Source organism: Pseudomonas rustica (assembly GCF_049959085.1).
GTDB lineage: Bacteria > Pseudomonadota > Gammaproteobacteria > Pseudomonadales > Pseudomonadaceae > Aquipseudomonas > Aquipseudomonas rustica.
This window is the reverse complement of the sequence record NZ_CP188200.1, coordinates 3,145,010-3,169,853: the sequence shown is the minus strand read 5'-3', so window position 1 is coordinate 3,169,853 and position 24,844 is coordinate 3,145,010. Positions and strand designations below refer to the sequence as shown.

Genomic DNA, 24,844 nt, shown 5'->3' with positions numbered 1-24,844 from the left:
CTCGAAGAGGGCGCCGCGTCTAACGATGAATGGGCGCTATAGAGTTTCGAGGCAGTCCGGAGGAAGGAGGTTCAATCGGTTTTGCGGGCGATCGGACGCCTGTGGCGAGGGGATTTATCCCCGTTGGGCTGCGAAGCAGCCCCAAAACCATACAACTCGGTCTGTCTGGAAAAATCCGTTTGCAGGGTTTGGCGCTGCTGCGCAGCCCAGCGGGGACAAATACCCTCCAAAGGTTTGCGGCAAACATCAAATAATGTGCGCGGAAAAACCCTGTTGATCGGGCGCGACATCATCCTTCAACGTCAACGCCGGAATCTCGTACTCCCCGGCATTCTGCTGGCGAAACGCAATCGGCCGCGTGCTCCACAATTCATCCAGCCTCCGCCCCAATTCTTCACACGTCTCGGCATAGCGCGCCTCATCCATGCGGCTGGTGCGATACACCACGAACGGCGGCACCACTTCAAAACCGGGGTAATACAAAATCCCGTGCTGGATCGGAAACAGCAGATCATCCATCGGGCCGTTGATCCCGCGTGAAGCGTAGTGCGACTCCCAGCCGCCGGTGGTGACCATCAACATCGCCCGCTTGCCTTGCATTTTCCCTTCGCCATAACGCTCACCCCAGCGGCTGTCGGAGTGTTCGCCAACGCCGTAGGCAAAACCGTAGGCGTAGACGCGTTCGACCCAGCCTTTGAGGATCGCCGGCATCGAAAACCACCACATCGGGAACTGCAGAATCAGCGCGTCGGCCCACTGCAGTTTTTCCTGTTCGCGAGCGATGTCGGCGGCTTGGCTGCCTTCGGCGTACGCCACTTTTGAGTCGAGCGAGGCGTGGAACGGTTTTGTGGTGTCGCGCTCCGGGGCGTCGTTGGCGTCAAGGGTGGTTTTCCAATTCATCGCGTAGAGGTCGGAGACCTGCACGGTGTGGCCGGCGGCTTGCAGGCGCTGGACGCTGAAGTCGCGGAGCGAGCCGTTGAGGGAAGTCGGTTCAGGGTGGGCGTAAACCAGTAAGACATTCATGCTGTAGCTCCGTTGGCTGAGGACTGCAGGATCAGCGTTCAAGCGGTATATTGGAAATGAATGTCTGATATGTCTGGTATAGCCATGAATAATTTGAGACGCCTCGATATCAATCTGCTGCTCACCCTCGACGTGTTGCTGTCCGAGCACAACGTCACCCGCGCCGCGCAACGGCTGAACCTGTCGCAGCCCTCGGTGAGTGTGCATCTGGCCAAGTTGCGCGACATTTTTGGCGACCCGTTGCTGCTGCCCGGGCCGCGCGGAATGCGCCCGACGGTGCGCGCCGATGAATTGCGCGAGCCGTTGCGCGAAGCGTTGGAGGCGTTGGAAAGGGCGGTCGCGCCGGCCAGCGCGTTTGATCCCGCGCAGGCGACGCACACCTGGAAAGTCGCTGCCACCGATTACGGTGAAACGACGGTGGTGTTACCGGCGCTCAGCGGATTACGCAAACAGGCACCGGGCACGCGATTGGCCGTGATCGATCTGACACCTGCGCAGTTGGTGAAACAGGCGGAGCAGGGCGTCTTCGACATCGCCCTGCACATCAGCGAAGACGCGCCGCTGGAGTTGCACTCGCGGCCATTGTTCACCGAACGCTATGTGCTGGCCGGTCGCGTCGGTCATCCGGATTTGCAGCGCGTGCCAACGCGCAAACAGTTCTGCGCGTTGGAACACGTCCTGGTGTCGCGGGAGGGCGGAGGGTTTTTCGGGGTGACCGACAAGGCGTTGGCAGAGGTCGGTTTGCAACGAAAAGTGGTGCTGTCGGTGCCGCATTTTCTGATGGCGATGTCGGTGCTGGTCAGCACCGATCTGGTGGCGATGTTGCCGTCACGTCTGGTGCGCGACAATCCGGCATTGCAAGTGGTCGACGCACCGCTGGCAGTGCCCGGTTACGAAATGGCAATGTTCTGGGGCGAACGCGCGCATCGCGATCCGGCGCACAAATGGCTGCGTGAGCACTTGTTGGCGTCGGTCTGAGACGCTGTCAGGCGTGACCGAGAGCCACCGCAAACGACACAACGATCATGCATGCAAACGCAAAATTGAGATTCATGAGGTGTTCATCCTGAGCCTTTTAAAGTGGGGCCATTCTGAACAGGCTGAAAGCAAAGAAAAAATTCGCCTTGTTGATTGCAATGATCGAAGTAATTGATACCCGCCGGTTTGTATTTGCTCGAGGGTTTCGCTAGTCTCGCAGAAACCTGCAACTACAAGCATAAACAGGCAAATACATGCACGATCATTCCGCAGCCGAACTGCCTTCATTGCGCCGGCAAAAAATTCTCCTGCTCCTCGAACGCGACGGCAAAGTCATGGCCTCCGAGTTGAGCCAACACTTCGCCGTCTCCGAAGACACCATCCGCCGCGACCTCGCCGAGCTGGATAACGCCGGCCTCGTGCAGCGGGTTCATGGAGGGGCGTTGCCGCGTCCGAAAGATTCCGGCAAGGATTACTTCACGCGGCTGGATGAGACCGATGAGGTGAAAATCCGTCTGGCGCAACTGGCGGCGCAGCAGGTCGAAGACGGGCAGATTGTGCTGTTTGATTCCGGTTCGACGACGTTGCAGGTCGCGCGGTCGCTGCGCGCGGATATCCAGATCACGGCAGTGACGGCTGCGCCGATGACGGCGATTGCGCTGGCGGAATTCAAGGGTGTGAAAGTGATTCTGGCAGGCGGGACGTTGAATCCGCGAACGATGTCGGCGGGTGGGCATGAGGCGCTGCGCTTGCTGGCGGGGATCAAGGCGGATCTGGCGATTACCGGCGTCTGCGCGATTCATCCGGAGGTGGGGATTACTTCGCTGCATTTTGATGAAGTGCCGGTGAAGCAGGCGATGCTCGATGGCGCGACGCGGGTGATTGCCGTGACTACGGCGGACAAGTTGGGCGCGGTGGAGCCGTTTGTGGTGGCGCCTTGTACGCGCCTGCATACGCTGATTACCGAACGGCATGTGGCGGCGGGGAGTGTTGAGGATTATCGACGGTTGGGGATTGTTGTGGAGCAACTACAAGACTGAAGCCGCCTCCTGTAGGAGCTGCCGAAGGCTGCGATCTTTTGATTTTGATTCTAAAAACAAGATCAAAAGATCGCAGCCTTCGGCAGCTCCTACAAGGGAAGGTGTTGGTTCAACGCAACTTTTCAAGCATCTGGTAGTACCACATCCCCGCAGCCAGCATCGGATTCCCGAGCAAATCGCCCATCGGCACACGAATGTGCTGGCAACCCGCAAACGTGTCGAACTGCTCCATCTGCCCAGTGATCGCGCGGCTCATGATTTCACCCATGATGTGCGTGGTGGCGATGCCGTGGCCGGAGTAGCCCTGGCAGTACCAGACGTTGTCCGAGAGTTTACCCAGTTGCGGGATGCGGTTGATGACGATGCCCATCGCGCAGCTCCACTGGTAATCGATCTGTACGCCTTTGAGCGCCGGGAAGGTTTGCTCGATGCACGGGCGCAGTTCGCCGGCGATGTCGCGTGAATCCTTGCCGCTGTAGTTGGCGCCGCCGCCGAACAACAGGCGCCCGTCGGCGGTGAGGCGGTAATAGTCGAGGACGAAGCGGCAGTCGTAGACCGCGAGGTCTTCGGGGTTGATCTGTTTGGCCAGATCACCGAGCGGCGCGGTGGTGACGATGCCGCCCATGGCCGGGAAAATCTTGCCCTTGAGCTTGCCCGGTTCGAGCTTGTGATAGACGTCACCGGCGAGCATCACTTGCTTGGCGTCGATCTGGCCGTGAGCGGTTCTGACACCAGGCTTGTCGCCATGAATGATCTCCAGCACTTCGCTGTTTTCGAAGATCAGCGCGCCGAGACTTTCCGCTGCCCGCGCTTCGCCGATGCACAGATTGAGCGGGTGCAGGTGCATGTTGCGAGTGTTCTTGATGGCGCCGTGATAGAGATCGCTTTGCAGCAGATCGCGCACCTGGCTACGGTCGAGCAGGCTGACTTCATCGCCCAGTCCGCGCCGCACGGCTTCTTCGTAATCGTTGCGCAGATCGGGCATGTGGCTCGGCTTGTAGGCCGCGTGCAAATGACCGTGTTTGAGGTCGCACTGAATGGCGTATTTCGCCACGCGTTGCTTGATGATTTCGTGTCCGCGCCAACGCAGGTGCCAGATGAAATCGTCGACGTCATCGCCGAGTTTCGCGCGCATCTGTCTGCGCATCGCACCGTCGCCGGAGAGGCTGCCGGTGACTTGCCCGCCGTTACGCCCGGTGGCGCCCCAGCCGATTTTGTTGCTCTCGACAATGGCGACTTTGAGGCCTTTTTCGGCGAGCTCGACGGCGGTGGCAACGCCAGTGAACCCGCCACCGATGATCACCACGTCGACCGTGTGTCGACCTTGCAGGGTCGGGTAGTCGGTGTCCTGGTTGAGGGTGGCGGTGTAATAGGAATTGCAGCGTTCGGTCATGTCAGTGTCCACAAATTTCAAGGTCGGTACGCGATCCCTTGTAGGAGTGAGCCTGCTCGCGAAAGCGGTGTGTCAGGCAAATCATTGTTAGCTGACAGGTCGCTATCGCGAGCAGGCTCACTCCTACAGGGTTATGGGTGAGGCTTTAGGCTTCGGTCAGGTACCAACGCCAATCCTGCTCACCCACTTCAGCCATGAACTGCCGATATTCGGCACGCTTCACCGCCAGATACACCCCAAGAAACTCCTGCCCCAAGGCATCCCGCGCCCACGCCGATTTTTCCAGTGCCTGCAGCGACGTCAGCCAATCAGTCGGCAGCAATTCCTTCGCCTGCGCATAACCGTTGCCTTCAACCGGTGCGCCGGGATCAAGGTTTTCACTGATGCCGCGATGAATGCCGGCAAGGATCGCCGCCGCCGCCAGATATGGGTTGGCATCGGCGCCGCAAATGCGGTGTTCGATGTGGCGGGTATTCGCCGGGCCGCCGGGTACGCGCAGGCTGACCGTGCGGTTGTCGACACCCCAGGTCGGCGCCAACGGCGCGTAACTGTTGGCCTGGAAACGGCGGTACGAGTTGGCGTTCGGGCAGAACATCAGCAGCGTGTCGAGCAACGACGCGAGCATGCCGCCAATCGCCGTGCGCAGCAGCGGCGTGCCGGCCGGGTCTTCGGAAGCGAACAGATTGCGCCCCTCGGCATCCGCCAGACTGACGTGCATGTGCATGCCGGTGCCGGCCAGATCATCGAACGGTTTGGCCATGAACGTTGCTTGCATGCCGTGCTTGTGCGCGACCGCTTTGACCAGACGCTTGTAGCGCACCGCTTGATCCATCGCTTCCAGCGCGTCGCCGTGTTCGAGGGTGATTTCCACCTGGCCCGGGGCGTATTCGGAGATCGCCGTGCGCGCCGGAATGCCGTGCAGTTTGCAGGCGCTGTAGAGGTCGGCGAGGAACGGTTCGATCTGTTCCAGCTCGCGTAAACCGTAGACCTGTGTGTGTCGCGGTCGCCCACCGTCGGCATCCAGTGCCGGTTGCGGACGACCGTTGTGATCGCGTTTGGCGTCGAGCAGATAGAACTCCAACTCGCAGGCCATCACCGGGTGATATCCCTCGGCCTTGAGGCCGTCGATGACTTTGATCAAGAGGTGACGCGGGTCGGCGATGCTCGCTGGCATGCCTTCCTTCGGGTGCATGCTGACTTGCACGGCGGCGGTCGGAATTTGCCGCCATGGCAGGCGCACCAGGCTGCCTTCCAACGGATAGGCACGGCAGTCGATATCGCCGACGTCCCAGACCAGACCGGAGTTTTCAACGTCTTCACCTTGCACGGTCAGACCGAGGATGGTGCTTGGCAGCGGCCGACCACTTTCGTAAACGGCGAGCAGTTCTTCACGGTGCAACAGCTTGCCGCGCGGCACTCCGTTGGCGTCGAGAATGAACAGCTCGATCATGTCGATATCAGGGTTTTGGTCGAGGAACAGGCGTGCGTCTTCAATCGCTGCGAATTTCATGGCAATCACTCAGAGTTGCGCCGCACAGGCGCGCAGATTCGGGCCAAGAGACAGTAATGGGCGAAAGCCCAGGTGTCCTGGCAGGGATATCGAAAGAGAAAAGGCCTACACGTTTTTCAGACGTGATCAGGCAGAAACGCAGACATCCGGCGGGCGTGCGGAGTGACGCAACTTGGAACGGCGCAGGGCCATGGGGAGATTGACGATACGATTCATGCGCGGCCCCTATGACAGAGGGCGCACACAGCGGAGACGTTCAACGATTTTAGTTGTTGTAGATACGTACTCATAACGCGTGTTTCCGTTGGCGGAAAACGTCGGACGCGGGGCTGACCCGTCGACCGGTGTGCCCGGATAGTAAGGGGGAATCCGCGGGCGTGTAAACGATCAATGTGAAATATCTTGAACACCTGCTTCTGACAACCCCTCTTGTGCAGGTTTGCCAAAAACCCTGTGGTGAGGGGATTTATCCCCGACGGGTTGCGCAGCAGCCCCAAAAAATCTGGGCCTGCTGCGCAGTCCATCGGGGATAAATCCCCTCACCACAGGTTTTGTATTTGGCCTTGGGTCAGATGTGCACATCAGCCCTCAAGCATCTTCCGCGCTTCAGCAAAACACTTTTCAGCAATCGCCGAGCGCGGTTCGGTCTTGCGCATCACCATCCCCAACGGTGCGAGCACGCTGGCGTCCGGCAGGGTCATGAACGACAGGTGTTCAATCGGCTCCTCCATTCCGCTGTCCAGCGGCATGATCGCGCAACAGAAACCCTGGTGAATCGCCTGTAACAACTGATAGGTCGAATCACTCTCCATGATCGGCTGCGGACTCAAGCCGCGACTGCGAAAACTCAGGTCGATGGATTTGCGGTAATGCATGCCGGTGGTGATCATGCCCAGCGGCAATTGCGCGGCTTCTTCCCAACTCATCTGAGTGCCTTCGAACTGGAAATGCCGGTTGTCGTAGAGCAATCCGACGCGGGTTTGACCGATCTCGAAAAACTCGAAATAGGCCGGATTGACGTGATCGAGATAGCACACGCCCAAGTCCAGTTGATTGTTGCCCAGACTGGCGATGATCTCGTCGGAGCTGAGCGAGGACAGGCTGAACTTCAACTCGGGATAAGACCCCGACAATCGCTGAATATAATCGACAGGATTGAAGCTGCTCAGCGGCACCAGACCGAGGCGCAGACTGCCGACCAGTTGCCCGCGACAGGCCGCCGCTTCGGCGAACAAACCATCATGCGCCGCCAGCAACGTGCGGGCCCAGGCCAGTACGCGCTCGCCAGCCTCGGTGAACCCCTCAAAGCGCTGCCCACGATTGACCAGCACCAGATCCAGCTCCTCTTCGAGATTGCGCAGGCGCATCGACAGGGTCGGCTGAGTGATGTGGCAGCGGGCGGCGGCCTGACCGAAGTGACGGGTTTCGTCGAGGGCGATCAGGAATTTGAGTTGTTTGATGTCCACGACGGCACCTGCTCGATGGGATTTCTGGGTGGAGTATTGACGCAGATGCGTACCGCGCACCAAAGGTGCAGGGCGCGACGATCTCATTTGAGGGCGTATTCGTCCAATCGGAAGTGTTTAAAGGCTTATCGACCGCCGGCAAAGTGGCCGATACGCAGCGTCTGGCGGACAGCGAACTCTTCAAAGCCCTGCAAAAAACACAACTGTAGCAGTGAGCCTGCTCGCGATCGCGGCAAGTCAGGCGACAACGATGTTGGCTGGCAATCCGCTTTCGCGAGCAGGCTCACTCCTACAAGGGTTTTGTGGTGCTCGTCTATATTGGGGGGGGGAATTTGGGGTCAGCTCAAGACATAGTCCACAGGCTTAAGCGCCGGCGGCATTTCTGCGCCGAGCTCCCAGAGAATATCTCGCTCCAGCGTGCGCACCAGCGCATCCGTTGGCAGGTCGTTTTCGTCGCGGCCGAAGGGGTCTTCCAGCTCATCGGCAATCGCATCGAGGCCGAAAAACGTGTAGCTGACAATCGCTGTGAACAGTGGCGTCAACCAGCCCAACGGTTCGGCCATGGCGAAGGGCAACAGGATGCAGAACAGATAAATCGTGCGATGCAGCAACAGCGTGTAGGGAAACGGCAGCGGCGTGGTTTTGATCCGGTCGCACACCGCCTGCGCCTGGGTCAGGCTGGTCAGGTGATTGGCGAGCAGCATGTAGCGCCACTCCGTCAGCTCACCGTTTTGATGCAAGTCGGAACACTGCTGGCCGACCGTTTGCAGAATTCGTCCGCTGTAATCGGGCGTCTGCGGATCCGGCTTGGGCATGACCCATTGGCTGCTGGCATGCGCTTCGCTTTCTTTGCGCAACCGGGCGTTCAGCGCATGGGCGAAGCCGCACAGATTAAGCAGCAACGGTTTGCGCTCGGCGGAGTCACGGATGACGTGGGTTTCGCGAATGATCGAGCGAATGTGCACGATCACCTCGCCCCACGCCTTGCGCGCTTCGTACCAGCGGTCATAACAGGCGTTGTTGCGAAAACTCATGAAGATCGACAGCGACAAACCGAGCAGCGTAAACGGCGTCGCGCTGACACTGGCGAAATAGCTCGGGTGGAGGATTTCCACCAGCACAATGGCCGACGCCAACAGCGTGATCATCAGCGCGCGCAACGCGATGCGTTTGGCGATCGAACCCTTGAGGGTGAACAGGATGGCAATGGGGTGAATCTTGGGTCGGACGATCATGCTGTTCTGCCCTGGTTATGCATGGGGGCGTGGCGGATCAACGGGTTGTGCAGCGCCACGCCGATGAGTCTAGTTGGCTGCAATGGCGGCGCAGAGTAAGAGCGCCAGAAAGGCGCGTCCAATCAGTTTGAATGACCGCACGATTGATCAAATTGATGACCCCTGAACCCCCTGTAGGAGCAGAGCTTGCTCGCGAAGGCGTAAATACAGTCAATGCATATTTCGACTGGATAGACGCCTTCGCGAGCAAGCTCTGCTCCTACGGATTTTGCGGTGTTTGAGGACGCGGAGTTACTGCGCGCCGAACATGGCGGTCCAGTAGATGCCTGCGCTGCTTTTCGGGTCGGTGGCGTAGGCGGCGCCGAGTTCTTTGTATTGTGGGTTCATCAGGTTGGCGCAGTGGCCGGGGCTGGCGATCCAGCCGTCGACGACTTTGCGCACGGTGTCTTGCCCGGCGGCGATGTTTTCGCCGACCAGTTGACCGCTGTAACCGGCCAGTTCAGCGCGGTCGCCGGGGGTGCGGCCGTCGCGATCCTTGTGGTCGAAATAATTGTTGTTGGCCATGTCGCGGCTGTGATCCTGGGCGATCGTGCCCAGCGCAGCATTCCAGGCCAACGGTGCGGCAGCGGCGAAGGCCTGACCACCGCACTGGCGCGGCTGGCTGCGGGCGACGTTGAGTTGCTCCAGCAGTTTCTGCCCTTCACTTTGCGCATCGCCGAGTTTGGCCGACAACAGCGGTCGCGCCAGCACAATGCGCCAATCGCGATCGGCGCGGCTGACGCCGACATCGACGAACTGCGGGTCGAGCACCACCTGACAAAAACTTTCCTGAATCGCCTGCATCGCCGACGCCGCATCGCGCGGGCCATTCAGCGTGATCGCCTGCACATTAACCATCGGGTAACTGGCGCTGGCCATGGCTTGCTGCAAATCCACCGCGCCACTGGCCGGCAGTCGCAAGCGGGGATCGGCCGACAGCGGCGGCAACTCATTGGAGGCCTGCGAACCGCAACGTTGCGGCTGGCTGCGGTAGCTGTTGATCGACTCGATCAGTTGCGATTCATCGCTGGCCAGCGCCGGGATGGCCAACACAATGCCGGCGGACAACGCGGCACAACGCAAAACGAATGGCATGAAGCGCATGGAAATCTCCCTTGAGCTGAATGCGTCCATGATGCGCGAAAGGCCCCCGGTGGGTGCAATGTCTTTTTCTTCATTCGGCGGTTTTTTCTGCGCAACTTTGTCTGGCGTTTTGCCGTCTACACTCACCGAAGACCCCGGGATCCGGGCGTCTCACCCACGCAACACGTTGCCCTTAGCGGGCGCTGCCGGAAGAACTGACATGGGATTGAAAGGCTTGGCTGGCTGTATGGTTTGCATCCTGTTGGCGGGCTCCGCATGGGCCACCGATCAGGCCCCGATCAAGGCGAAGGCTGAAGAGAAAGCGCAGGTGCTGGAGGAAAAAGCGGCGGACAAAGTCAGCAGCGCACCGGCGCCGAAAGCCGAAGCGATTACCCCGACCGAAGCGCAAGCGGTCGACCCAGCCGGCGCTGCACCGCTGGATGATCCGCTGACCTGCCTGGCGCGCAGTATCTATTGGGAAGCCAAAGGCAAAGACACCCCGGAGATGGAAGCGGTGGCCAACGTGGTGATGAATCGTCTCGGCCACGAAGGTTTCCCCGACACCGTATGCGCAGTGGTCAAACAGGGATCGGAAACCAAGAGCTGCCAGTTTTCCTGGTGGTGCGATGGCAAGGCGGATCAGGTCAAGGAGGACTCCGAATACGCGCTGGCCAAGGAAATCGCCGGCAAAGCGCTCAACCGTCAGCTCCCGGATCATACCCGCGGCGCGCTGTACTTCCACGACCGCAACGTCCACCCGAGCTGGGCCAAGGAGTACCGCAAAACCGCCGAAACGAAAAAATTCCTCTTCTATAAACCGGCCGGTGGCGACGCGCGTTAGGCGCAGACCTGTCGCACACAATCGCGCAACCAGCGGTGTGCCGGATCAGCGTCCATGCGCGGATGCCAAAGCATTGAGACGCTGATCGGCGGCATCTCGAAGGGCAGGGCGAAACTGTGCAGGCCGCTGCGCAGTTTGCTGGTGTGGCGCTCCGGGACAGTGGCGATCAAATCCGATTCACGCACCAGCGTCAGCGCCGCCGAAAAACCGCCGAATGAGGTGACGATGTCCCGCGTCAGCCCGAGCGCAAATAGCGCTTCGTCTACCGGGCCGCTGCTGCGCCCGCGTCGGGAAATCAGAATGTGCTCGCCACCGGCAAAACGCTTGCTGCTGACTTTTCCCGAACTCAAGGGATGCCCCTCACGCACCACACCGATCCAGTAATCCTGAAACAGAATGCGGCTGTGCAGCGTCGGGTCGGTGCTGTCGTCGATCACGCCGGTTTCAAGATCGACGCGGCCCTCGCGCAGCGGCGTGCTGTCCTTGTCGGCCTTCTGCACAAAGCGCAGGCGCACGCCGGGCGCTTCTTCAGCGATGCGTGCGAGCAGGGCGGCGGCGAAGGTTTCGACAAAACCGTCGGTGTTGCGCAGGGTAAAGGTGCGTTGCAAGCGGCTCGGGTCGAGCACCTCGGCAGGGCGCAAAACCGCCTCGGCTTCCTGCACCAGATGACTGACGCGTTCGCGTAATTCCAATGCACGCGGCGTCGGCACCAGACCGCGACCGGCTCGCACCAGCAGCGGATCGCCGGTGGTCTCGCGCAGACGGGCCAGGGCGCGACTCATCGCCGAAGGACTCAATCGCAGGCATTTGGCCGCGCGGGCGACGCTGCCTTCGCGCAGCAGCACGTCGAGGGTGATCAACAGATTCAGATCGGGCGCAGACATGACATGGCGTTCCATGCAGGTATCGAGTGCAAAGCATGCGTCTTGTGCCTTGTATTGTCGAGGCTCAGGCTAAGCAGCATCACCTCTGCCAAGTGAGCGAAAGATGCCGCGAGAACCCCTGACCACTTCAGCCCGCTGGGCGCTGACCAGTCTGGCCCTGTCGATGTTGATGCCGTCGCTGGACACCAGCATTGCCAATGCCGGCTTACCGATACTTGCGACGGCGTTTGATGCGACGTTCCAACAGGTGCAGTGGATCGTTCTGGCTTACCTGCTGACAGTCACCACGCTGATTGTCAGCGTCGGGCGGCTGGGCGACGGCATCGGTCGGCGCCGATTGCTATTGATCGGCATCGGCATTTTCACCGCGGCCTCGTTGTGTTGTGCGTTGGCACCGGGACTGGGTTGGCTGATCGGCGCGCGAGCGGTGCAAGGCGTTGGCGCGGCGATCATGTTTGCCTTGACGGTCGCGTTGGTGGCCGATGCGGTGCCGAAGTCACGGGCGGGCAGTGCGATGGGTTTGTTGGCGACCATGTCAGCGACCGGCACCACCCTCGGGCCGTCGCTGGGCGGATTGTTGATGGCGCATCTCGGCTGGCATTCGATTTTTCTGCTCAACGTACCGCTGGGTTTGCTCAATGCGTGGTTGGTGTTCCGCTATCTGCCGGCAGATCGAGCGATCAGCACACGGGTTGCCTTTGATTATTTCGGCACCGGGGTGTTGGTGTTGACGCTGGCGGCTTATGCGCTGGCGATGACGCTGACAGGGCTGACCCTGCCGTTGTTGCTGGTCAGCGCGTGCGGTGCGGGGCTGTTTGTTTTTATCGAGATGAGGGTGAAGGTGCCTTTGATTCGCTTGTCGCTGTTTGCCGACCGGCGATTGAGCAGCAGCCTCTTGCTGACGTTATTGGTGACTACCGTGATGATGACCACATTGGTGGTTGGGCCGTTTTACTTGAGCCGGGGTTTGGGTTTGAGCAGCGCCATGGTTGGACTGGTGTTGTCGGTCGGGCCGTTGTTGTCGGCGTTTGGCGGTGTGCCGGCCGGGCGTCTGGTGGATCGCTTTGGCGCGCGCCGGATCGTGCCGGGTGCGTTGCTGGGCTTGGCTTGTGGTTGTGGACTGTTGGCGTCGTTGCCGATGAGCCTTGGCGTGTTCGCGTACGTGTTGCCGATTGCGATGGTTGCGGTCAGCTATGCGTTGTTTCAGGCAGCCAATAACACCGGGTTGATGGCCGGCGTGAGTCAGGATCAGCGCGGGGTGGTCTCGGCGCTGTTGGGGCTGGCGCGCAATCTGGGATTGATCACCGGGGCGGCGGTGATGGGCGCGGTGTTTGCACTGGCGGCGGGGGATCCGACGGAGGCGCCGGCAGCAGCAGTTGCCAGTGGTTTACACATCACCTTCGCGGTCGCCACGGCAATAGCGTTCATGGCATTGATCATAAGCCGAACGCAATTCCCCTGTGGGAGCGAGCCTGCTCGCGAAGAGATTGGCACAATCAACATCTCCAGTGACTGACACATTGCCTTCGCGAGCAGGCTCGCTCCCACAGGGGAATGGCGGTGATCGTTAGTCTCGGGTTTGTCGGGCAGGGAAGAACAGTTCGAAGCAGGTCACGCCATCTGCACTGTTGGCGCTATACCGGCCCTGATGCAACTGCATGATCGTTGCCACAATCGACAGGCCCAAACCGTTCGATTGCGCTGAACGCTCGCGCGACTGATCCACGCGATAAAAGCGCTCGAACAACCGCGCCAGATGCTCAGGCGCAATGGTCGCGCCGTGGTTGCGCACCCGCAGATAACTGCCCTCAGGTTCAGCAATGGCTTCAACCTGAAGCGTCGAATCCGCCGCACCGTACTTGATCGCATTCGCGCAAAGATTCGCCAGCGCCCGCCGCAATAACATTGGCTCCGCCCAGATCACACCGCTGCCACGCGCCTCAATGCACACGCCCACATCCGCCGCCAACCCTTCAAAATAATCAGCAATGCGCTGCATCTCGTCCGCCGCATCGAGCTCCTGACGCTGGCTCAGCGCACTCGCCGGATCAGTGCGCGCAAGAAACAGCATGTTGTCGAGCATCCGCGTCAGCCGTTCCAGCTCTTCGACATTGGAGGCGAGCAACTGTTGATAGGCTTCGATGCTGCGGTTCTGATGCAGGGCGACCTGGGTTTCGCCAAGCAGGTTATTGATCGGCGTACGCAGTTCGTGAGCCATGTCGGTGGACACCTGACTCAACTGCGCAAAACCTTTGGCGAGGCGATCGAGCATGGCGTTGAACGCATCGATCATCGGCAGCAATTCCCGTGGCGCGCCCTGGCTGTCGAGGCGTTCGCCGAGATTGCCGACACCGATGCCATGAGCGTGTTTGGCCATTCGGCGCAATGGGAGCAAACCGCGATACACCAGCAAACAACCAATCACCGCGAGCAGCAGCGCCGCCAACGTCGCCAGGCCATAAACGCTCAAACGGTAATTGGCGAGCATCGCCGTGCGTTCGCTCATCAGGCGTCCGGTTGTGACTTGCAGATTGCCCAGTTCACCAGAGTCGATCTCAGCCGCCACCGCCGAAAACGGTACGCCGTTAACGTTCGGCAGATGCTGTACATCGTTCAGCGTCATCGTGTGATTGATCGGCACCGCTGGCAATGTCGGCGTGGTCAGGTTGCCCGGATTGACCACCAGCAATGGCGGTTCACCCGGCGCGCCGATGGTCAGCAGTGCCTCGCGGTTGCCGAGCATGTTCTGGAACAGCGCCGGTTTATTCTTGATCAGCTCGAGGGTGTTGCTGTCGTTAAGGAAGGTGCGCAACTGGTCGACGCGGCTGACCAGCGAAATGTCGTCGCGGCGAATCAGCTGTTCTTCCAGCTCGCTGTACAGCGCCGCGCCGAGCCCGGCCAGCGACGCGAAGGCGAGCAGGGCGAACACCAGCGCCAGGCGCAGGGTCAGGGAATACGCCCGGTTCGCGCTCATGGCTGCGTGTCGAAACGGTAGCCGATGCCGCGCACGCTGTGGATCAGCTTGAGCTGGAACGGGTCATCGATTTTCGCCCGTAAGCGGCGTACGGCGACGTCGACCACGTTGGTGTCGCTGTCGAAATTCATGTCCCACACCCGCGACGCGATCAGCGAACGCGCGAGCACCTGCCCGGTGTGCGTGGCGAACAGTTGCAGCAAGGCAAACTCTTTATTGGTCAGGGTGATGCGCATTCCGCCGCGACTTACTCGGCGTTTGAGCACGTCGATTTGCAGGTCGGCGACTTGCAGTTGTTCATCTTCATGAATCGGCCCGCGTCGGGTCAGGGTGCGCAGACGCGCCACCAGTTCGGCGAAGGAAAACGGTTTGATCAGGTAATCGTCCGCGCCCAGTTCGAGGCCTTTGACGCGGTCGGCGATATCGTCGCGGGCAGTCAGGAACAGCACCGGCGTGTCGGCCTCCTTGCGTAGCCGGCGCAGGACTTCCCAACCATCCATTTTCGGCATCATCACATCGAGCACGATCACGTCGAAGCTGTGCTCCAGCGCCAGGTGCAAACCGTCGGCGCCGTTGCGCGCCAGGCTTACGCTGTAGCCGAGTTCCTGCAATCCGTTGAGCAGGTAATTGCCGGCCTTGGGTTCGTCTTCGACAACCAGAATATTCATCGATCACTCTCAATGGTCATTGATGCAGCCGCTGCCTTGCACGTCATAGTTCAGCACATGTTCGCGGCCCTGATGGTCGAGGTAGTTGAGTTGCGCCGGAACCACACCGCAGGCCTGAGAAATATCGGTGCTGGAGAGTACTTTGTCGACATCCAGATTGACGTAGAAGGCGGATTTGTCATGGATGACGGCGGTGTCGGGCATGTTCGCGGCGAACACGGAACCGGTGGCGAGGAGGGTGGTGAGGGCGAGCAGGAGGGTTTTCATGGTCAGTCACTCAGTGGTTGGTGTTGATCGGCGTTGGCGCCGGGACAACATCAGGCTACCGAGCGATCCGCACGGCAAACCGACAGCTGAATGACAAAGTTGTAATGAAACACACCCCTGTAGGAGCTGCCGAAGGCTGCGATCTTTTGATCTGTTTTCTAGAAGCAAGATCAAAAGATCGCAGCCTTCGGCAGCTCCTACAGGGGTTTTGTGGTGAGGGGTTAACTCGCGTGGGTGCTGAGGATGCTCGCCACCTGTTGCGGTTGGCAGTTGAGGTACGGCGAGGATTTCAGCCAGCGCTGATCCGGGTACCAGGAAAACATGAACTGGCCATCCTTCAATCGATCAATCACTTGCTTGGCAATCTGCGGCCGCACCGCCGGGCAACCCTGGCTGCGGCCGATGCGTCCTTGTTTCTTGCTCCACAACGGATTCACATAACTGGCGGCGTGAATGACGATCGCGCGATCGCGGGCCATGTCATTGAAGCCCGGTTCCAGACCGTCCATGCGCAACGAATAACCGTGGGCGCCGCTGTAACTTTCCTGGGTGCGGAACAGACCAAGGCTGGATTGGTAACTGCCTTCACGGTTGGAAAACTGCGTGGCGAAGTTTTCGCCGGAATTGGAACCGTGCGCCACCAAATCGCGTAGAACCAACTTCTGTTTGCTCAGGTCGAAAATCCACAAGCGGCGTTCTGTGGACGGTTGCGAATAATCGATGACGGCCAGATGGCGGGACGGCTTCGCCCCATTGTTGACCGCGCATTGCATGGCGCTTAATGCACCTTTCAGCGCCTGGGGATTGAGTTCTGGCGCGGCGTGGGCGAGGCTGTTGTAGAGAACCGGCGATGGTTTGCCGGCGGCAAAAACTGGACTGGTCACAGCGACAAGGGTCGCGGTGGACAGCAGAAGTCGGCGCAAAAACGTCAACATTTATAAAGTGTCCTCACTTGCTACTCATTTGGCACTTTGGCTCCTGACTCCCAGTCATAACCGCCACGCCCGAAGATCGAGCCTGACTGTTCAGCACACCTGATGTAAGGTTGACCGTCATCTGGACGGCCATGGATTGGAGTAAAGCAGTTGTTCAAAAAGTACGCATGCTACTTGAGCATTTGTTTGCTCGCTGCGCCGTTTGTCGCTTGTGCCGATGAGCCGCTGCCGCCCTTGCAGACGCTGCCGACGCCACCGGCCGAGTTGCCGGTCGAACCGCAGAGTCCGTTGCAGGCTGTTTTGATCAGTCTGCCGCAGGCCTGTCCGGCGATTGCTGCGCGGCTGAGCGTGGCGGCAATGACCCAGTTGCAGGCGTTCTATGAACAGCAGGACTGGATGCCAGTGTGGGCCAGCGAATCCGGACGTTTGCAGGCTTTACAAGCGCAATTGCCGCTGTTGGCCGACGATGGCCTGAATCCAAAACGCTACCCAGTAGCGAGCATTCCTCCGCAGGACGGCGAACTCTGCGCCGACATCGACATCAGCCGCTACTACCTGCAAGCCCTGCAGGATCTGCATTACGGCAGCCTGTTGCAGTCGCACTTCGAACCGCTGTGGCATGCCGATGACACCCCGCGTGACCGTCAGGCGGAATTGTTGGCGATTGCCGTGCCGGGCATGCAGGACATTCCGGGCGCCTTCGATCGCGCGCGTCCACACCTCGCGCAATATCAGAGCCTGCGTCACCTCTACGCCGCACAACGTCTCAAGGCCTTGCCGCAGTGGCAATCGGTCGGCAATGGCCCGTTGTTGCGTCCGGACATGGAAGACAAACGCGTGCCGGAACTGGCGCAGCGTCTGTACAGCGAAGGCTATCTGGCCCACGCCGGCAGCACGCCGGGCAACGCTTACGAGGGCGTGCTGGTCGAGGCGGTGAAAAGTTTTCAGGCCAACCATTCGTTGCAGGCCGACGGCGTGGTCGGGCCGGGGACGATTGCTGAACTCAATATCAGCCCGCTGACGCGCCGCGAACAGCTGCGGGTCAACCTCGAACGTTTCCGCTGGATGGCGCAAGACATGGAGCCCGATGGGCTGCTGGTCAACGTCGCCGCTGCCGAATTGACCCTGTATCAGGGCGGCCAACCGGTGTGGCAGACCCGCACCCAGGTCGGACGCGCCGAACGGCAGACTCCGCTGCTGAAATCCCGCGTCACGCGCCTGACCCTCAACCCGACCTGGACGGTACCACCGACCATCTGGAAAGAAGACAAACTGCCGGCGATCCGCAAGGATCAGACCTTCCTCAGTCGTCAGAACCTGCAAGTGCTCGATGCCAACGGCCAGCCTTTGGCCGCGGCGGATGTGGACTGGGACAATCCCGGCAACATCCTTTTGCGTCAGGACGCCGGCCCGCGCAATCCGCTCGGGCAGATGGTCATTCGTTTTCCCAATCCGTTTTCGGTGTACCTGCACGACACGCCGAGCAAGGCGCTCTTCGACAAGGGGCCGCGTGCGTTCAGCTCGGGTTGCGTGCGGGTCGAGCACCCGATGCAGCTGCGGGATTTGTTGCTGAGCCCTGCGGAAAAGGCCCGTACCGAAACGCTGTTGGCGACTGGCACCACGCATGAATTTCGCCTCTCCGCGCCAGTGCCGATCCTGATGACCTACTGGACGGCGCAAGTCGGCAGCGACGGCCACGTGCGCTACGCGCCAGACATCTACAGCCGCGACAGCGCCTTGCTCGCCGGCCTCGACCGCGCACACTGACTCAACAATTCTCCCTGTAGGAGTTGCCGAAGGCTGCGACCTTTTGATCTTGTCTCTTAAAGGCAACATCAAAAGATCGCAGCCTGCGGCAGCTCCTACACGGGCAACTGTGATTTGATTTGCCTGCGCAGCGTCTAGCCCCAGTGTCCCCGCAATCCCATGGGGCGAGACTTCGGAACCCGGCATGCAAGCGCTGTTGAACGAGATCCTTGACGCTGTCCGTCCTCTGATCGGGCAAGGCAAGGTGGCTGACTACATTCCCGCCCTCGGCACTGTGCCGTCCAATCAATTGGGCATCGCCGTGTACGGCAACGACGGCGAAATGTACTGCGCCGGCGACGCCGAAACGCCGTTTTCAGTGCAGAGTATTTCCAAGGTGTTCAGCCTGGTGCAGGCCATCGAACATTCCGGCGAAGCGATCTGGGAACGCCTCGGCCACGAGCCGTCGGGCCAGCCCTTCAACTCGCTGGTGCAGCTGGAATTCGAACGCGGCCGCCCGCGCAACCCGTTCATCAATGCCGGTGCGCTGGTGATCTGCGACATCAATCAATCACGCTTCGCCGCGCCGACCCTGTCGATGCGCGACTTCGTCCGGCGTCTTTCGGGCAATCCGCAGATCATGATCGACAGTAAAGTCGCAGACTCCGAATACCAGCACCGCGCGCGCAATGCGGCGATGGCGTATCTGATGCAATCGTTCGGCAACTTTCACAACGACGTTGAAGCAGTGCTGCGCAGTTACTTCAGCCACTGCGCACTGCGGATGAACTGCATCGATCTGGCGCGGGCGTTTTGCTTTTTGGCCAACGACGGTTTTTGCAAACACAGCGGCGAGCAGATTCTCGCGCGGCGGCAGACTCAGCAGGTCAACTCGATCATGGCCACCAGTGGGCTGTATGACGAGGCGGGCAATTTTGCTTATCGCGTGGGGTTGCCGGGCAAGAGCGGCGTCGGCGGCGGGATTGTCGCGGTGGTGCCGGGGCAGTTCACGGTGTGCGTGTGGTCGCCGGAGCTGAATGCTGCGGGTAACTCGCTGGCGGGGATGGCGGCGCTGGAGATGCTTAGCGCCAGAATTGGCTGGTCAGTGTTCTAACCCAAACACCTCAATCTGTAGGAGCAAAGCTTGCTCGCGAAAGCGTCCTGACATTCAACAAACCCGTTGCCTGACAAGCCGTCTTCGCGAGCAAGCTCTGCTCCTACAAGGGTTTTGTGTTGCCTGGGAGGAGGGTGTTCCTATACATTTTCCGGCCGCTCCCTGCATGGTGAATCCGCTTCATGTCTCTTGCACTCGAACGTCTCGTCGCTGGCACCCCGATCCCTTTCGCTGGCAACCGCGTCACCGTGGTCAGCCCCGAACTGGCCGCGCGGTTTCAGCCCGGAGACCACCTGCTGGTCGAGCAGGTGAGTGGCGAGTTGCTGCTGATTCCCGTAGTCGATCAACAAGCCGCCTCGGTGGCGATCGAACGCGCGGCCTCGGCTTTCATTGCGTTGTCGGCAGTCTCTGATGAAGCCATCAGCCAGTTTTTCGACCTGTTCGCACAGCGTCTGGAAACCGCAGAGAGCTGGGCGCAGATCGAAGCGGCGAACCTGGCCGACATCGAACGTGCAAAGGCGCGCGGCCGTTCCACCACCCGATTGCTCGCCGATGAACGCATGCGCGGCGACATGATCGCCGGCCTGCGCGCCTGGCGTGATGCCGCCGCGACGCGTGGCAAAGTCATCAGCAGCGTCGAGCACGATGGCTGGAAAGTTGAGCAAGTGGTCTCACCGCTGGGCATCGTCGCATTTGTCTTTGAAGGTCGACCGAACGTGTTCGCCGACGCAGCCGGCGTATTGCGCACCGGCAACACCGCCGTGCTGCGCATTGGCAGCGATGCCTTGGGCACCGCGCAAGCCATCGTCACCCACGCCTTGAATCCAGCGCTGGCCGAGGCAGGTTTGCCGGCCGGTGCGGTGTCGTTGGTGGAAAGCGTCAACCACGCCGCCGGTTGGGCGATGTTTGCCGACCGGCGTTTGTCGCTGGCCGTGGCGCGCGGCTCGGGCCGTGCGGTGAGTCAATTGGGCAGCATCGCCCAGCAGGCCGGCACCGCCGTCAGCCTGCACGGTACGGGCGGGGCGTGGCTGATTGCCGATCGTGACGCAGACGCCAAACGCTTCGCCGCGGTGGTGCGGAATTCGCTGGATCGCAAAGTGTGCAACACGCTGAACGTCTGCCTGATCCAGCGTGAGCGTGCAGCAGAATTGGTGCCGCTGTTTCTTGATGCGCTGCAGCAGGCCGGCACCGCACGCGGTCAGGGCTGCAAATTGCACATCGTCGAGGGCAGTGAAAGTTACCTGCCGAGTGAATGGCAGAACGCGACGGTCGAGGTGTATCGCGCCGAGGGTTATCAGACTGAAGCCTTGGCTGAACCGCTGGCGCAATTGGCATTGGGCCGCGAGTGGGAATGGGAAGAAACCCCGGAAGTCAGCCTGATGATCGTTGACGATCTGGATCAGGCAATTGCGCTGTTCAACCGCTATAGCCCGCAGTTCACGGTGTCGTTGATCAGTGAAGATGCGGCGGTTCAAGAGCGTTTTTACAACGCGGTGAATGCGCCGTTTGTGGGCAATGGCATCACCCGTTGGGTCGATGGGCAGTACGCGCTGAACAAGCCGGAACTGGGGCTTTCGAACTGGGAGAGCGGGCGCTTGTTTGCACGCAGCGCGATTCTTTCGGGGGATGGCGTGTTCACGGTGCTCAGCCGCATGAGCCAAATCGACCTCAGCGTAAAACGCTAGTCCGCACCGCCGCGATACGCTTCCTGTAGGAGCTGCCGAAGGCTGCGATCTTTTGATCTTGTTTTTTAAGATCAAGATCAAAAGATCGCAGCCTTCGGCAGCTCCTACAGGGGTGTTTCAGGCTGCGTCAGCGCTGTTAGCGTAAACCGCACACGTCGCCGGCTGTTCCGCTAACGGCACAAACGTGCGCCGATCCGACGACAGCGCATCGATCGATCCCGTCTCGATGTCGTACACCCAGCCATGCAGATTCAGCAGGCCTTTCTCCTGGGCCAGGCGCACGCTCGGATGCGTCTGAATATTCGCCAGTTGCGCGATGACATTTTCGCGCACCATCGAACTCAACTTCGCCGCATCACTGGCATGCGCTCGCGCTTCATTCACCACTTTCGCCGACTCGGCATGCTGCAACCAGCCGCTGACGGCGGGCAGGTGATCCATGCATTTGCACTGGGCGATCGCGGTCATCGCGCCGCAATCCGAATGCCCGCAAATCACAATGTCGGTCACACCCAGTACGGCAACCGCGTACTCCACCGTGGCCGAAACTCCGCCCGGATGCGGGCTGTAGGACGGCACGATATTGCCGGCGTTACGCATCACAAACAGCTCGCCGGGCTCTTGCTGGGTCAGCAGTTCCGGCACGACTCGGCTGTCGGAACAGGTGATGAACAAGGTGCCGGGCTGTTGGGTGGTCGCCAGGTGTTTGAACAGTTCGCTGCGTTGCGGAAAGGCTTCGTGCTGGAATTTCAAGAAACCGTCGATCAGGGCTTTCATGTGCGTGTCCTCTTCAGGGGCGATCGGATGGCCCGCACGCGGGGTGCGGGCCGGGGCAGATCAGAACGGACGCAGCGGCAGGAATTTGCCGTCGAGGGTAACCACGGCGCGAGAACCGCCTTCCGGGTCTTCGACTTTTTTGATGTCGAGTTTGAAGTTGATTGCGCTGATGATGCCGTCGCCGAACTGCTCGTGAACCAACGCTTTGAGGGTGGTGCCGTAGATCTGAATCATCTCGTGGAAGCGGTAGATGGTCGGGTCGGTCGGCACGCCGCTGAGGCTGCCACGCAGCGGGATGATTTGCAGCGCTGCAACCGCGTCGGCGTCCAGCTCCAGTTTGTCGCCGACGACCTGAGCAGCATTTTCCGGTAGCGGATGCTGGCCGAGCAGGGCAGCGGTGACGTAGGCCAGGCTCAGGCCAGTGCCGTCGGCAAGATCCTGCCACGAGAGATTTTTGCGCGCCTTGATGTCGAGAATGCGGGTGGTCAGGGCCAGGCTTGCGTCGTTGTAGGCGTGGGACTGTTGCATGGTGTCACTCCTTTCAGGGTTGGCTTGCTGTGTGGGAGCAATCTTCTGCCGATTGATCCATAGCGTCCAAGACCGATATACAATGCTTCGCATAAGCCCTGCCTATAGATGGTGTGCCCCATGCTGCTGCGACATTTGCGATACCTGCTGGCCGTTACCGATCACGGCGGCTTTACCCGTGCGGCCGAGGCGCTGCATGTGTCGCAGCCGACGCTGTCGCAGCAAATCCGCCAACTGGAAGAAACTCTTGGCGTGACGCTGTTTGATCGGACGTCGCGCACGGTCAAACCCACCGATGCCGGCGAGGCTTACATCGAATGCGCGCGGCGGGTGTTGGTTGAGCTGGAGGCGGGGCAGCGCGCGTTGCATGACGTGAAAGATCTGTCGCGCGGCAGCTTGCGCCTGGCGATGACGCCAACGTTTATGGCGTATCTGGTCGGGCCGTTGGTGCGCGACTTTACGGCGCGGTATCCGGGGATTCATCTGCAGATTTTCGAATTGTCGATGGACGACATTGAAACGGGCTTGGCGGATGACTCGCTGGACATTGCGATCGCATTTACGCCGGTGCGCAGTCCGGACATAGAGTGCATTCCGGCATTTACTGAGACGTTGGGGGTTATGGTCGGGCGTGAGCATCCCCTGTATGAGAGCACTGCGGTGCTGGCGCCGGATGACATTGCGCAGCTGGATTTCGCGTTGCTGGCGTCGGATTTCATCACGCGGTTATCGGTGGATGAGTATTTTCGTCAGCACGGGATTACGCCCAAAGTGCGGATTGAGGTGAATTCGGTGAGTACGTTGCTGGAAGTGGTTCGGCATTCACCGATGGCGACGATGTTGCCGGAGGCGATTGCCACGGAGGATCGAGCGCTACGCCGGTTGCGGGTGGTGAGTGAGGCGCCGCAGCGGGGCGCGGCGTTGTTGCGGCGACGGAATAATTATCACAGTGCGGCGGCGTTGGCGTTTGTTGAAATGGTGTTGGAGCGGGAGATGCCCTCACCCTAACCCTCTCCCGGAGGGAGAGGGGACTGACCGAGGTGTTTGTGCAAGTTACGCCGACCTGAAAATGCTGTGCCGAACTCATATTTTGAAAGCACCACAAATCGGCTCCCTCTCCCTCGGGAGAGGGCTGGGGGTGAGGGGCTACAATTCCAGTCAAGCCATATCAATAAAGCGAACAAAAAAGGGCCCGCTTCTTTATAAGGAAGCAGGCCCTTTCAATTATTAAAGTAGTGAATCAGCAGAACCGATCAATCACCCGAACTTCGTTCTTGTTCTGCATCGAGTCCCACGCCTGTTTCAGCGTTTGCAGAACATTACCGATGAAGTCCCGATCGGCCGCGGCTTTCTTGCCGACATAGCCGTGGCCGCGGCGGTACATCTTCAGGCGGGCCAGCAGGTTCTGGTTGTTCTGGTCGAACTCTTCTTCACCAGCGTGCGGCGCCAGGCAGTCGATATGCACCTGACCCGATTTGCTGATCCACAGAATGTGGCTGTCGTGGCTGTCTTTTTGCGCAGCGAACATACGAGCCAGTTCTTCGATAGTTGGTTGATTGTTCAGATTCATATTGTTGCCCCTTGACCAGTCTGGTTATCTTTCAAAGTTGATTCGCTAATACAGGTAGCCCATCGGTTAGTTGATCCCTGGCACCGAAACCAGGACGTCAGCGCTCGCCCGTTGAAATACGGGGTCGTGCATCTGTTGCATGTAGTCGTGTTGAATAACTGCTACGCAATAGCGTCACAACGAGGAGAAGCAGCGAAAACCGGGAGGCTCCTTGCCGACCTGTGCAGCGTCGACCACAAGCGTCTTGAGAATTTTCGCCAGCGCTTCTCGTCCTTGTACTGGACGTTCAGGCCAGGTCAGCTTCTTCAATCTGCCTTGTGGGCAGCGTGTATCCGGAAAACAACTCGGCGGTCAGACGAGTTTGCTCAAGCGTGTTACCGATGTTCCCGATCGGGGAACGTCTTCATCATGCAAAAGCAAAACGACGCCGTCAACAGTTATGTAGTGATTATTTTTGGTCACTACATATTGTCGGACAAAGCTGTTTTGGAATGAGAAAGGATCCGTTCAAGCAACGGAAAAAGGTGCGTGCAGGACGTAAAAGGTGCACGGGTAACCGTCTACTTCACCCTGCCGTCGGGTGAATTCACCACCGCTCAATCGAGGGATGAGTCCGGCCCAGAAGCGTTGCGCAGGCAGGTTGGCGTCTATATGGAAAATTTGCCATTGCCCGGGGATCCGGCTCAAGAGGGTGGAGACGACAAACTGGGCGACACCTTGGCCACGCCAGCGTCGGGCGAGGAAGAAATAGCTGATGTTGTGCTCGGCGCTGGGGAGGTGGGTCTGGTTGTCGACGATGATGAAACCGGCGAGTTCGTCGTCGACGTGGATCAGGAAGGGTTGGGTGGCGGGGTGGCGCCAGTAGCTTTCTTCGAGTTGGTTGGGGAAGAAGCCGTGGTGGGCGAATTTTAGCGGGAGCCATTCGCTGAGATCGTGCAGGTAGAACTGCATGAGATTGTTGACGGTGTCGAGGTCATCCCGTTGGGCGGGGTGCAGGTGGATGGTGGGCATTGGGTATTCACTCCCGGCGATATGACTCATGACACAGTAGTCTGAATTGAACAGACCTGTGGCGAGGGGATTTATCC

General features: G+C 59.9%; 23 protein-coding genes. 8 read left to right on the top strand and 15 right to left on the bottom strand.

The window, feature by feature from the left end:
- Positions 1 to 246: 246 nt before the first annotated feature.
- The gene (locus ACP3TY_RS14460) at positions 247 to 1,023 is read right to left on the bottom strand and encodes an NAD(P)H-dependent oxidoreductase (protein ID WP_212545959.1); all 777 of its coding nucleotides are present in this window, start codon (positions 1,021 to 1,023) and stop codon (positions 247 to 249) included.
- Positions 1,024 to 1,107: 84 nt separating this feature from the next.
- On the opposite strand from ACP3TY_RS14460, the gene ACP3TY_RS14455 reads away from it, so the two are divergent.
- Positions 1,108 to 2,001, top strand: a complete 894-nt coding sequence (locus ACP3TY_RS14455) for a LysR family transcriptional regulator (RefSeq protein WP_426617782.1) — start codon at positions 1,108 to 1,110, stop codon at positions 1,999 to 2,001.
- Positions 2,002 to 2,255: 254 nt separating this feature from the next.
- Positions 2,256 to 3,041 (top strand): DeoR/GlpR family DNA-binding transcription regulator, encoded by a 786-nt coding sequence (locus tag ACP3TY_RS14450; RefSeq protein ID WP_426617781.1) that lies wholly within the window; start codon positions 2,256 to 2,258, stop codon positions 3,039 to 3,041.
- A gap of 109 nt (positions 3,042 to 3,150) precedes the next feature.
- Here ACP3TY_RS14450 and ACP3TY_RS14445 read toward each other — a convergent pair whose 3' ends face one another.
- From ACP3TY_RS14445 to ACP3TY_RS14425, 5 genes are all read right to left on the bottom strand, one after another.
- Complete coding sequence (locus ACP3TY_RS14445) at positions 3,151 to 4,434, bottom strand: NAD(P)/FAD-dependent oxidoreductase (protein WP_426617780.1); 1,284 nt, start codon at positions 4,432 to 4,434, stop codon at positions 3,151 to 3,153.
- Between the two features lie 145 nt (positions 4,435 to 4,579).
- Positions 4,580 to 5,944 (bottom strand): glutamine synthetase family protein, encoded by a 1,365-nt coding sequence (locus ACP3TY_RS14440; protein ID WP_401238987.1) that lies wholly within the window; start codon positions 5,942 to 5,944, stop codon positions 4,580 to 4,582.
- 581 nt (positions 5,945 to 6,525) lie between these two features.
- Positions 6,526 to 7,410 carry a LysR family transcriptional regulator gene (locus ACP3TY_RS14435; protein ID WP_212549198.1) on the bottom strand — a complete coding sequence of 295 codons (885 nt, stop codon included), beginning with the start codon at positions 7,408 to 7,410 and terminating at the stop codon, positions 6,526 to 6,528.
- 338 nt (positions 7,411 to 7,748) lie between these two features.
- Complete coding sequence (locus tag ACP3TY_RS14430) at positions 7,749 to 8,645, bottom strand: bestrophin family protein (protein WP_426617779.1); 897 nt, start codon at positions 8,643 to 8,645, stop codon at positions 7,749 to 7,751.
- 291 nt (positions 8,646 to 8,936) lie between these two features.
- On the bottom strand, positions 8,937 to 9,779 hold the full coding sequence (locus ACP3TY_RS14425) for a CAP domain-containing protein (RefSeq protein WP_426620488.1): 843 nt from the start codon (positions 9,777 to 9,779) through the stop codon (positions 8,937 to 8,939).
- Between the two features lie 208 nt (positions 9,780 to 9,987).
- On the opposite strand from ACP3TY_RS14425, the gene ACP3TY_RS14420 reads away from it, so the two are divergent.
- Positions 9,988 to 10,608 carry a cell wall hydrolase gene (locus tag ACP3TY_RS14420; protein ID WP_426620416.1) on the top strand — a complete coding sequence of 207 codons (621 nt, stop codon included), beginning with the start codon at positions 9,988 to 9,990 and terminating at the stop codon, positions 10,606 to 10,608.
- Here ACP3TY_RS14420 and ACP3TY_RS14415 read toward each other — a convergent pair.
- Positions 10,605 to 11,492, bottom strand: a complete 888-nt coding sequence (locus ACP3TY_RS14415; protein WP_426620414.1) for a LysR family transcriptional regulator — start codon at positions 11,490 to 11,492, stop codon at positions 10,605 to 10,607. The genes ACP3TY_RS14420 and ACP3TY_RS14415 overlap by 4 nt on opposite strands.
- Positions 11,493 to 11,595: 103 nt before the next feature.
- On the opposite strand from ACP3TY_RS14415, the gene ACP3TY_RS14410 reads away from it, so the two are divergent.
- Entirely contained in the window at positions 11,596 to 13,008 is a 1,413-nt protein-coding gene (locus ACP3TY_RS14410) for an MFS transporter (RefSeq protein ID WP_426620413.1), read from the top strand.
- A 51-nt stretch (positions 13,009 to 13,059) separates the two neighbouring features.
- Here the strand turns inward: ACP3TY_RS14410 and ACP3TY_RS14405 are convergent, their stop codons facing one another.
- From ACP3TY_RS14405 to ACP3TY_RS14390, 4 genes are all read right to left on the bottom strand, one after another.
- Positions 13,060 to 14,466: a heavy metal sensor histidine kinase gene (locus ACP3TY_RS14405; protein ID WP_426620412.1), complete on the bottom strand. Its 1,407-nt coding sequence runs from the start codon at positions 14,464 to 14,466 to the stop codon at positions 13,060 to 13,062.
- Positions 14,463 to 15,134 carry a heavy metal response regulator transcription factor gene (locus ACP3TY_RS14400; RefSeq protein WP_426620411.1) on the bottom strand — a complete coding sequence of 224 codons (672 nt, stop codon included), beginning with the start codon at positions 15,132 to 15,134 and terminating at the stop codon, positions 14,463 to 14,465. The genes ACP3TY_RS14405 and ACP3TY_RS14400 overlap by 4 nt, the downstream gene beginning before the upstream one ends.
- Positions 15,135 to 15,143: 9 nt before the next feature.
- Positions 15,144 to 15,401 (bottom strand): DUF2790 domain-containing protein, encoded by a 258-nt coding sequence (locus ACP3TY_RS14395; RefSeq protein ID WP_053121035.1) that lies wholly within the window; start codon positions 15,399 to 15,401, stop codon positions 15,144 to 15,146.
- 221 nt (positions 15,402 to 15,622) lie between these two features.
- Positions 15,623 to 16,336, bottom strand: a complete 714-nt coding sequence (locus ACP3TY_RS14390; RefSeq protein ID WP_053121034.1) for a murein L,D-transpeptidase catalytic domain family protein — start codon at positions 16,334 to 16,336, stop codon at positions 15,623 to 15,625.
- 150 nt (positions 16,337 to 16,486) lie between these two features.
- Between ACP3TY_RS14390 and ACP3TY_RS14385 the strand changes: the two genes are divergently transcribed.
- The 3 genes from ACP3TY_RS14385 to ACP3TY_RS14375 all read left to right on the top strand — a co-directional run bounded on the left by ACP3TY_RS14385 (position 16,487) and on the right by ACP3TY_RS14375 (position 20,881).
- Positions 16,487 to 18,103: a L,D-transpeptidase family protein gene (locus ACP3TY_RS14385; protein ID WP_426620409.1), complete on the top strand. Its 1,617-nt coding sequence runs from the start codon at positions 16,487 to 16,489 to the stop codon at positions 18,101 to 18,103.
- A 184-nt stretch (positions 18,104 to 18,287) separates the two neighbouring features.
- Positions 18,288 to 19,196 carry a glutaminase B gene (gene glsB, locus ACP3TY_RS14380; protein ID WP_426620407.1) on the top strand — a complete coding sequence of 303 codons (909 nt, stop codon included), beginning with the start codon at positions 18,288 to 18,290 and terminating at the stop codon, positions 19,194 to 19,196.
- 182 nt (positions 19,197 to 19,378) lie between these two features.
- Complete coding sequence (locus tag ACP3TY_RS14375) at positions 19,379 to 20,881, top strand: aldehyde dehydrogenase family protein (RefSeq protein WP_426620405.1); 1,503 nt, start codon at positions 19,379 to 19,381, stop codon at positions 20,879 to 20,881.
- Between the two features lie 117 nt (positions 20,882 to 20,998).
- On the opposite strand, the gene ACP3TY_RS14370 is transcribed toward ACP3TY_RS14375, so the two are convergent.
- Entirely contained in the window at positions 20,999 to 21,658 is a 660-nt protein-coding gene (locus tag ACP3TY_RS14370) for a carbonic anhydrase (RefSeq protein ID WP_401238954.1), read from the bottom strand.
- A gap of 60 nt (positions 21,659 to 21,718) precedes the next feature.
- On the bottom strand, positions 21,719 to 22,186 hold the full coding sequence (gene cynS / locus ACP3TY_RS14365) for a cyanase (protein ID WP_426620403.1): 468 nt from the start codon (positions 22,184 to 22,186) through the stop codon (positions 21,719 to 21,721).
- Positions 22,187 to 22,306: 120 nt separating this feature from the next.
- On the opposite strand from cynS, the gene cynR reads away from it, so the two are divergent.
- Positions 22,307 to 23,194, top strand: a complete 888-nt coding sequence (cynR, locus tag ACP3TY_RS14360) for a transcriptional regulator CynR (protein WP_426620401.1) — start codon at positions 22,307 to 22,309, stop codon at positions 23,192 to 23,194.
- 232 nt (positions 23,195 to 23,426) lie between these two features.
- Here the strand turns inward: cynR and ACP3TY_RS14355 are convergent, their stop codons facing one another.
- Together ACP3TY_RS14355 and ACP3TY_RS14350 are read right to left on the bottom strand one after the other, a co-directional pair.
- On the bottom strand, positions 23,427 to 23,756 hold the full coding sequence (locus ACP3TY_RS14355; RefSeq protein WP_053121022.1) for a hypothetical protein: 330 nt from the start codon (positions 23,754 to 23,756) through the stop codon (positions 23,427 to 23,429).
- A 507-nt stretch (positions 23,757 to 24,263) separates the two neighbouring features.
- The gene (locus tag ACP3TY_RS14350; RefSeq protein WP_426620399.1) at positions 24,264 to 24,767 is read right to left on the bottom strand and encodes a GNAT family N-acetyltransferase; all 504 of its coding nucleotides are present in this window, start codon (positions 24,765 to 24,767) and stop codon (positions 24,264 to 24,266) included.
- Positions 24,768 to 24,844: the final 77 nt, after the last annotated feature.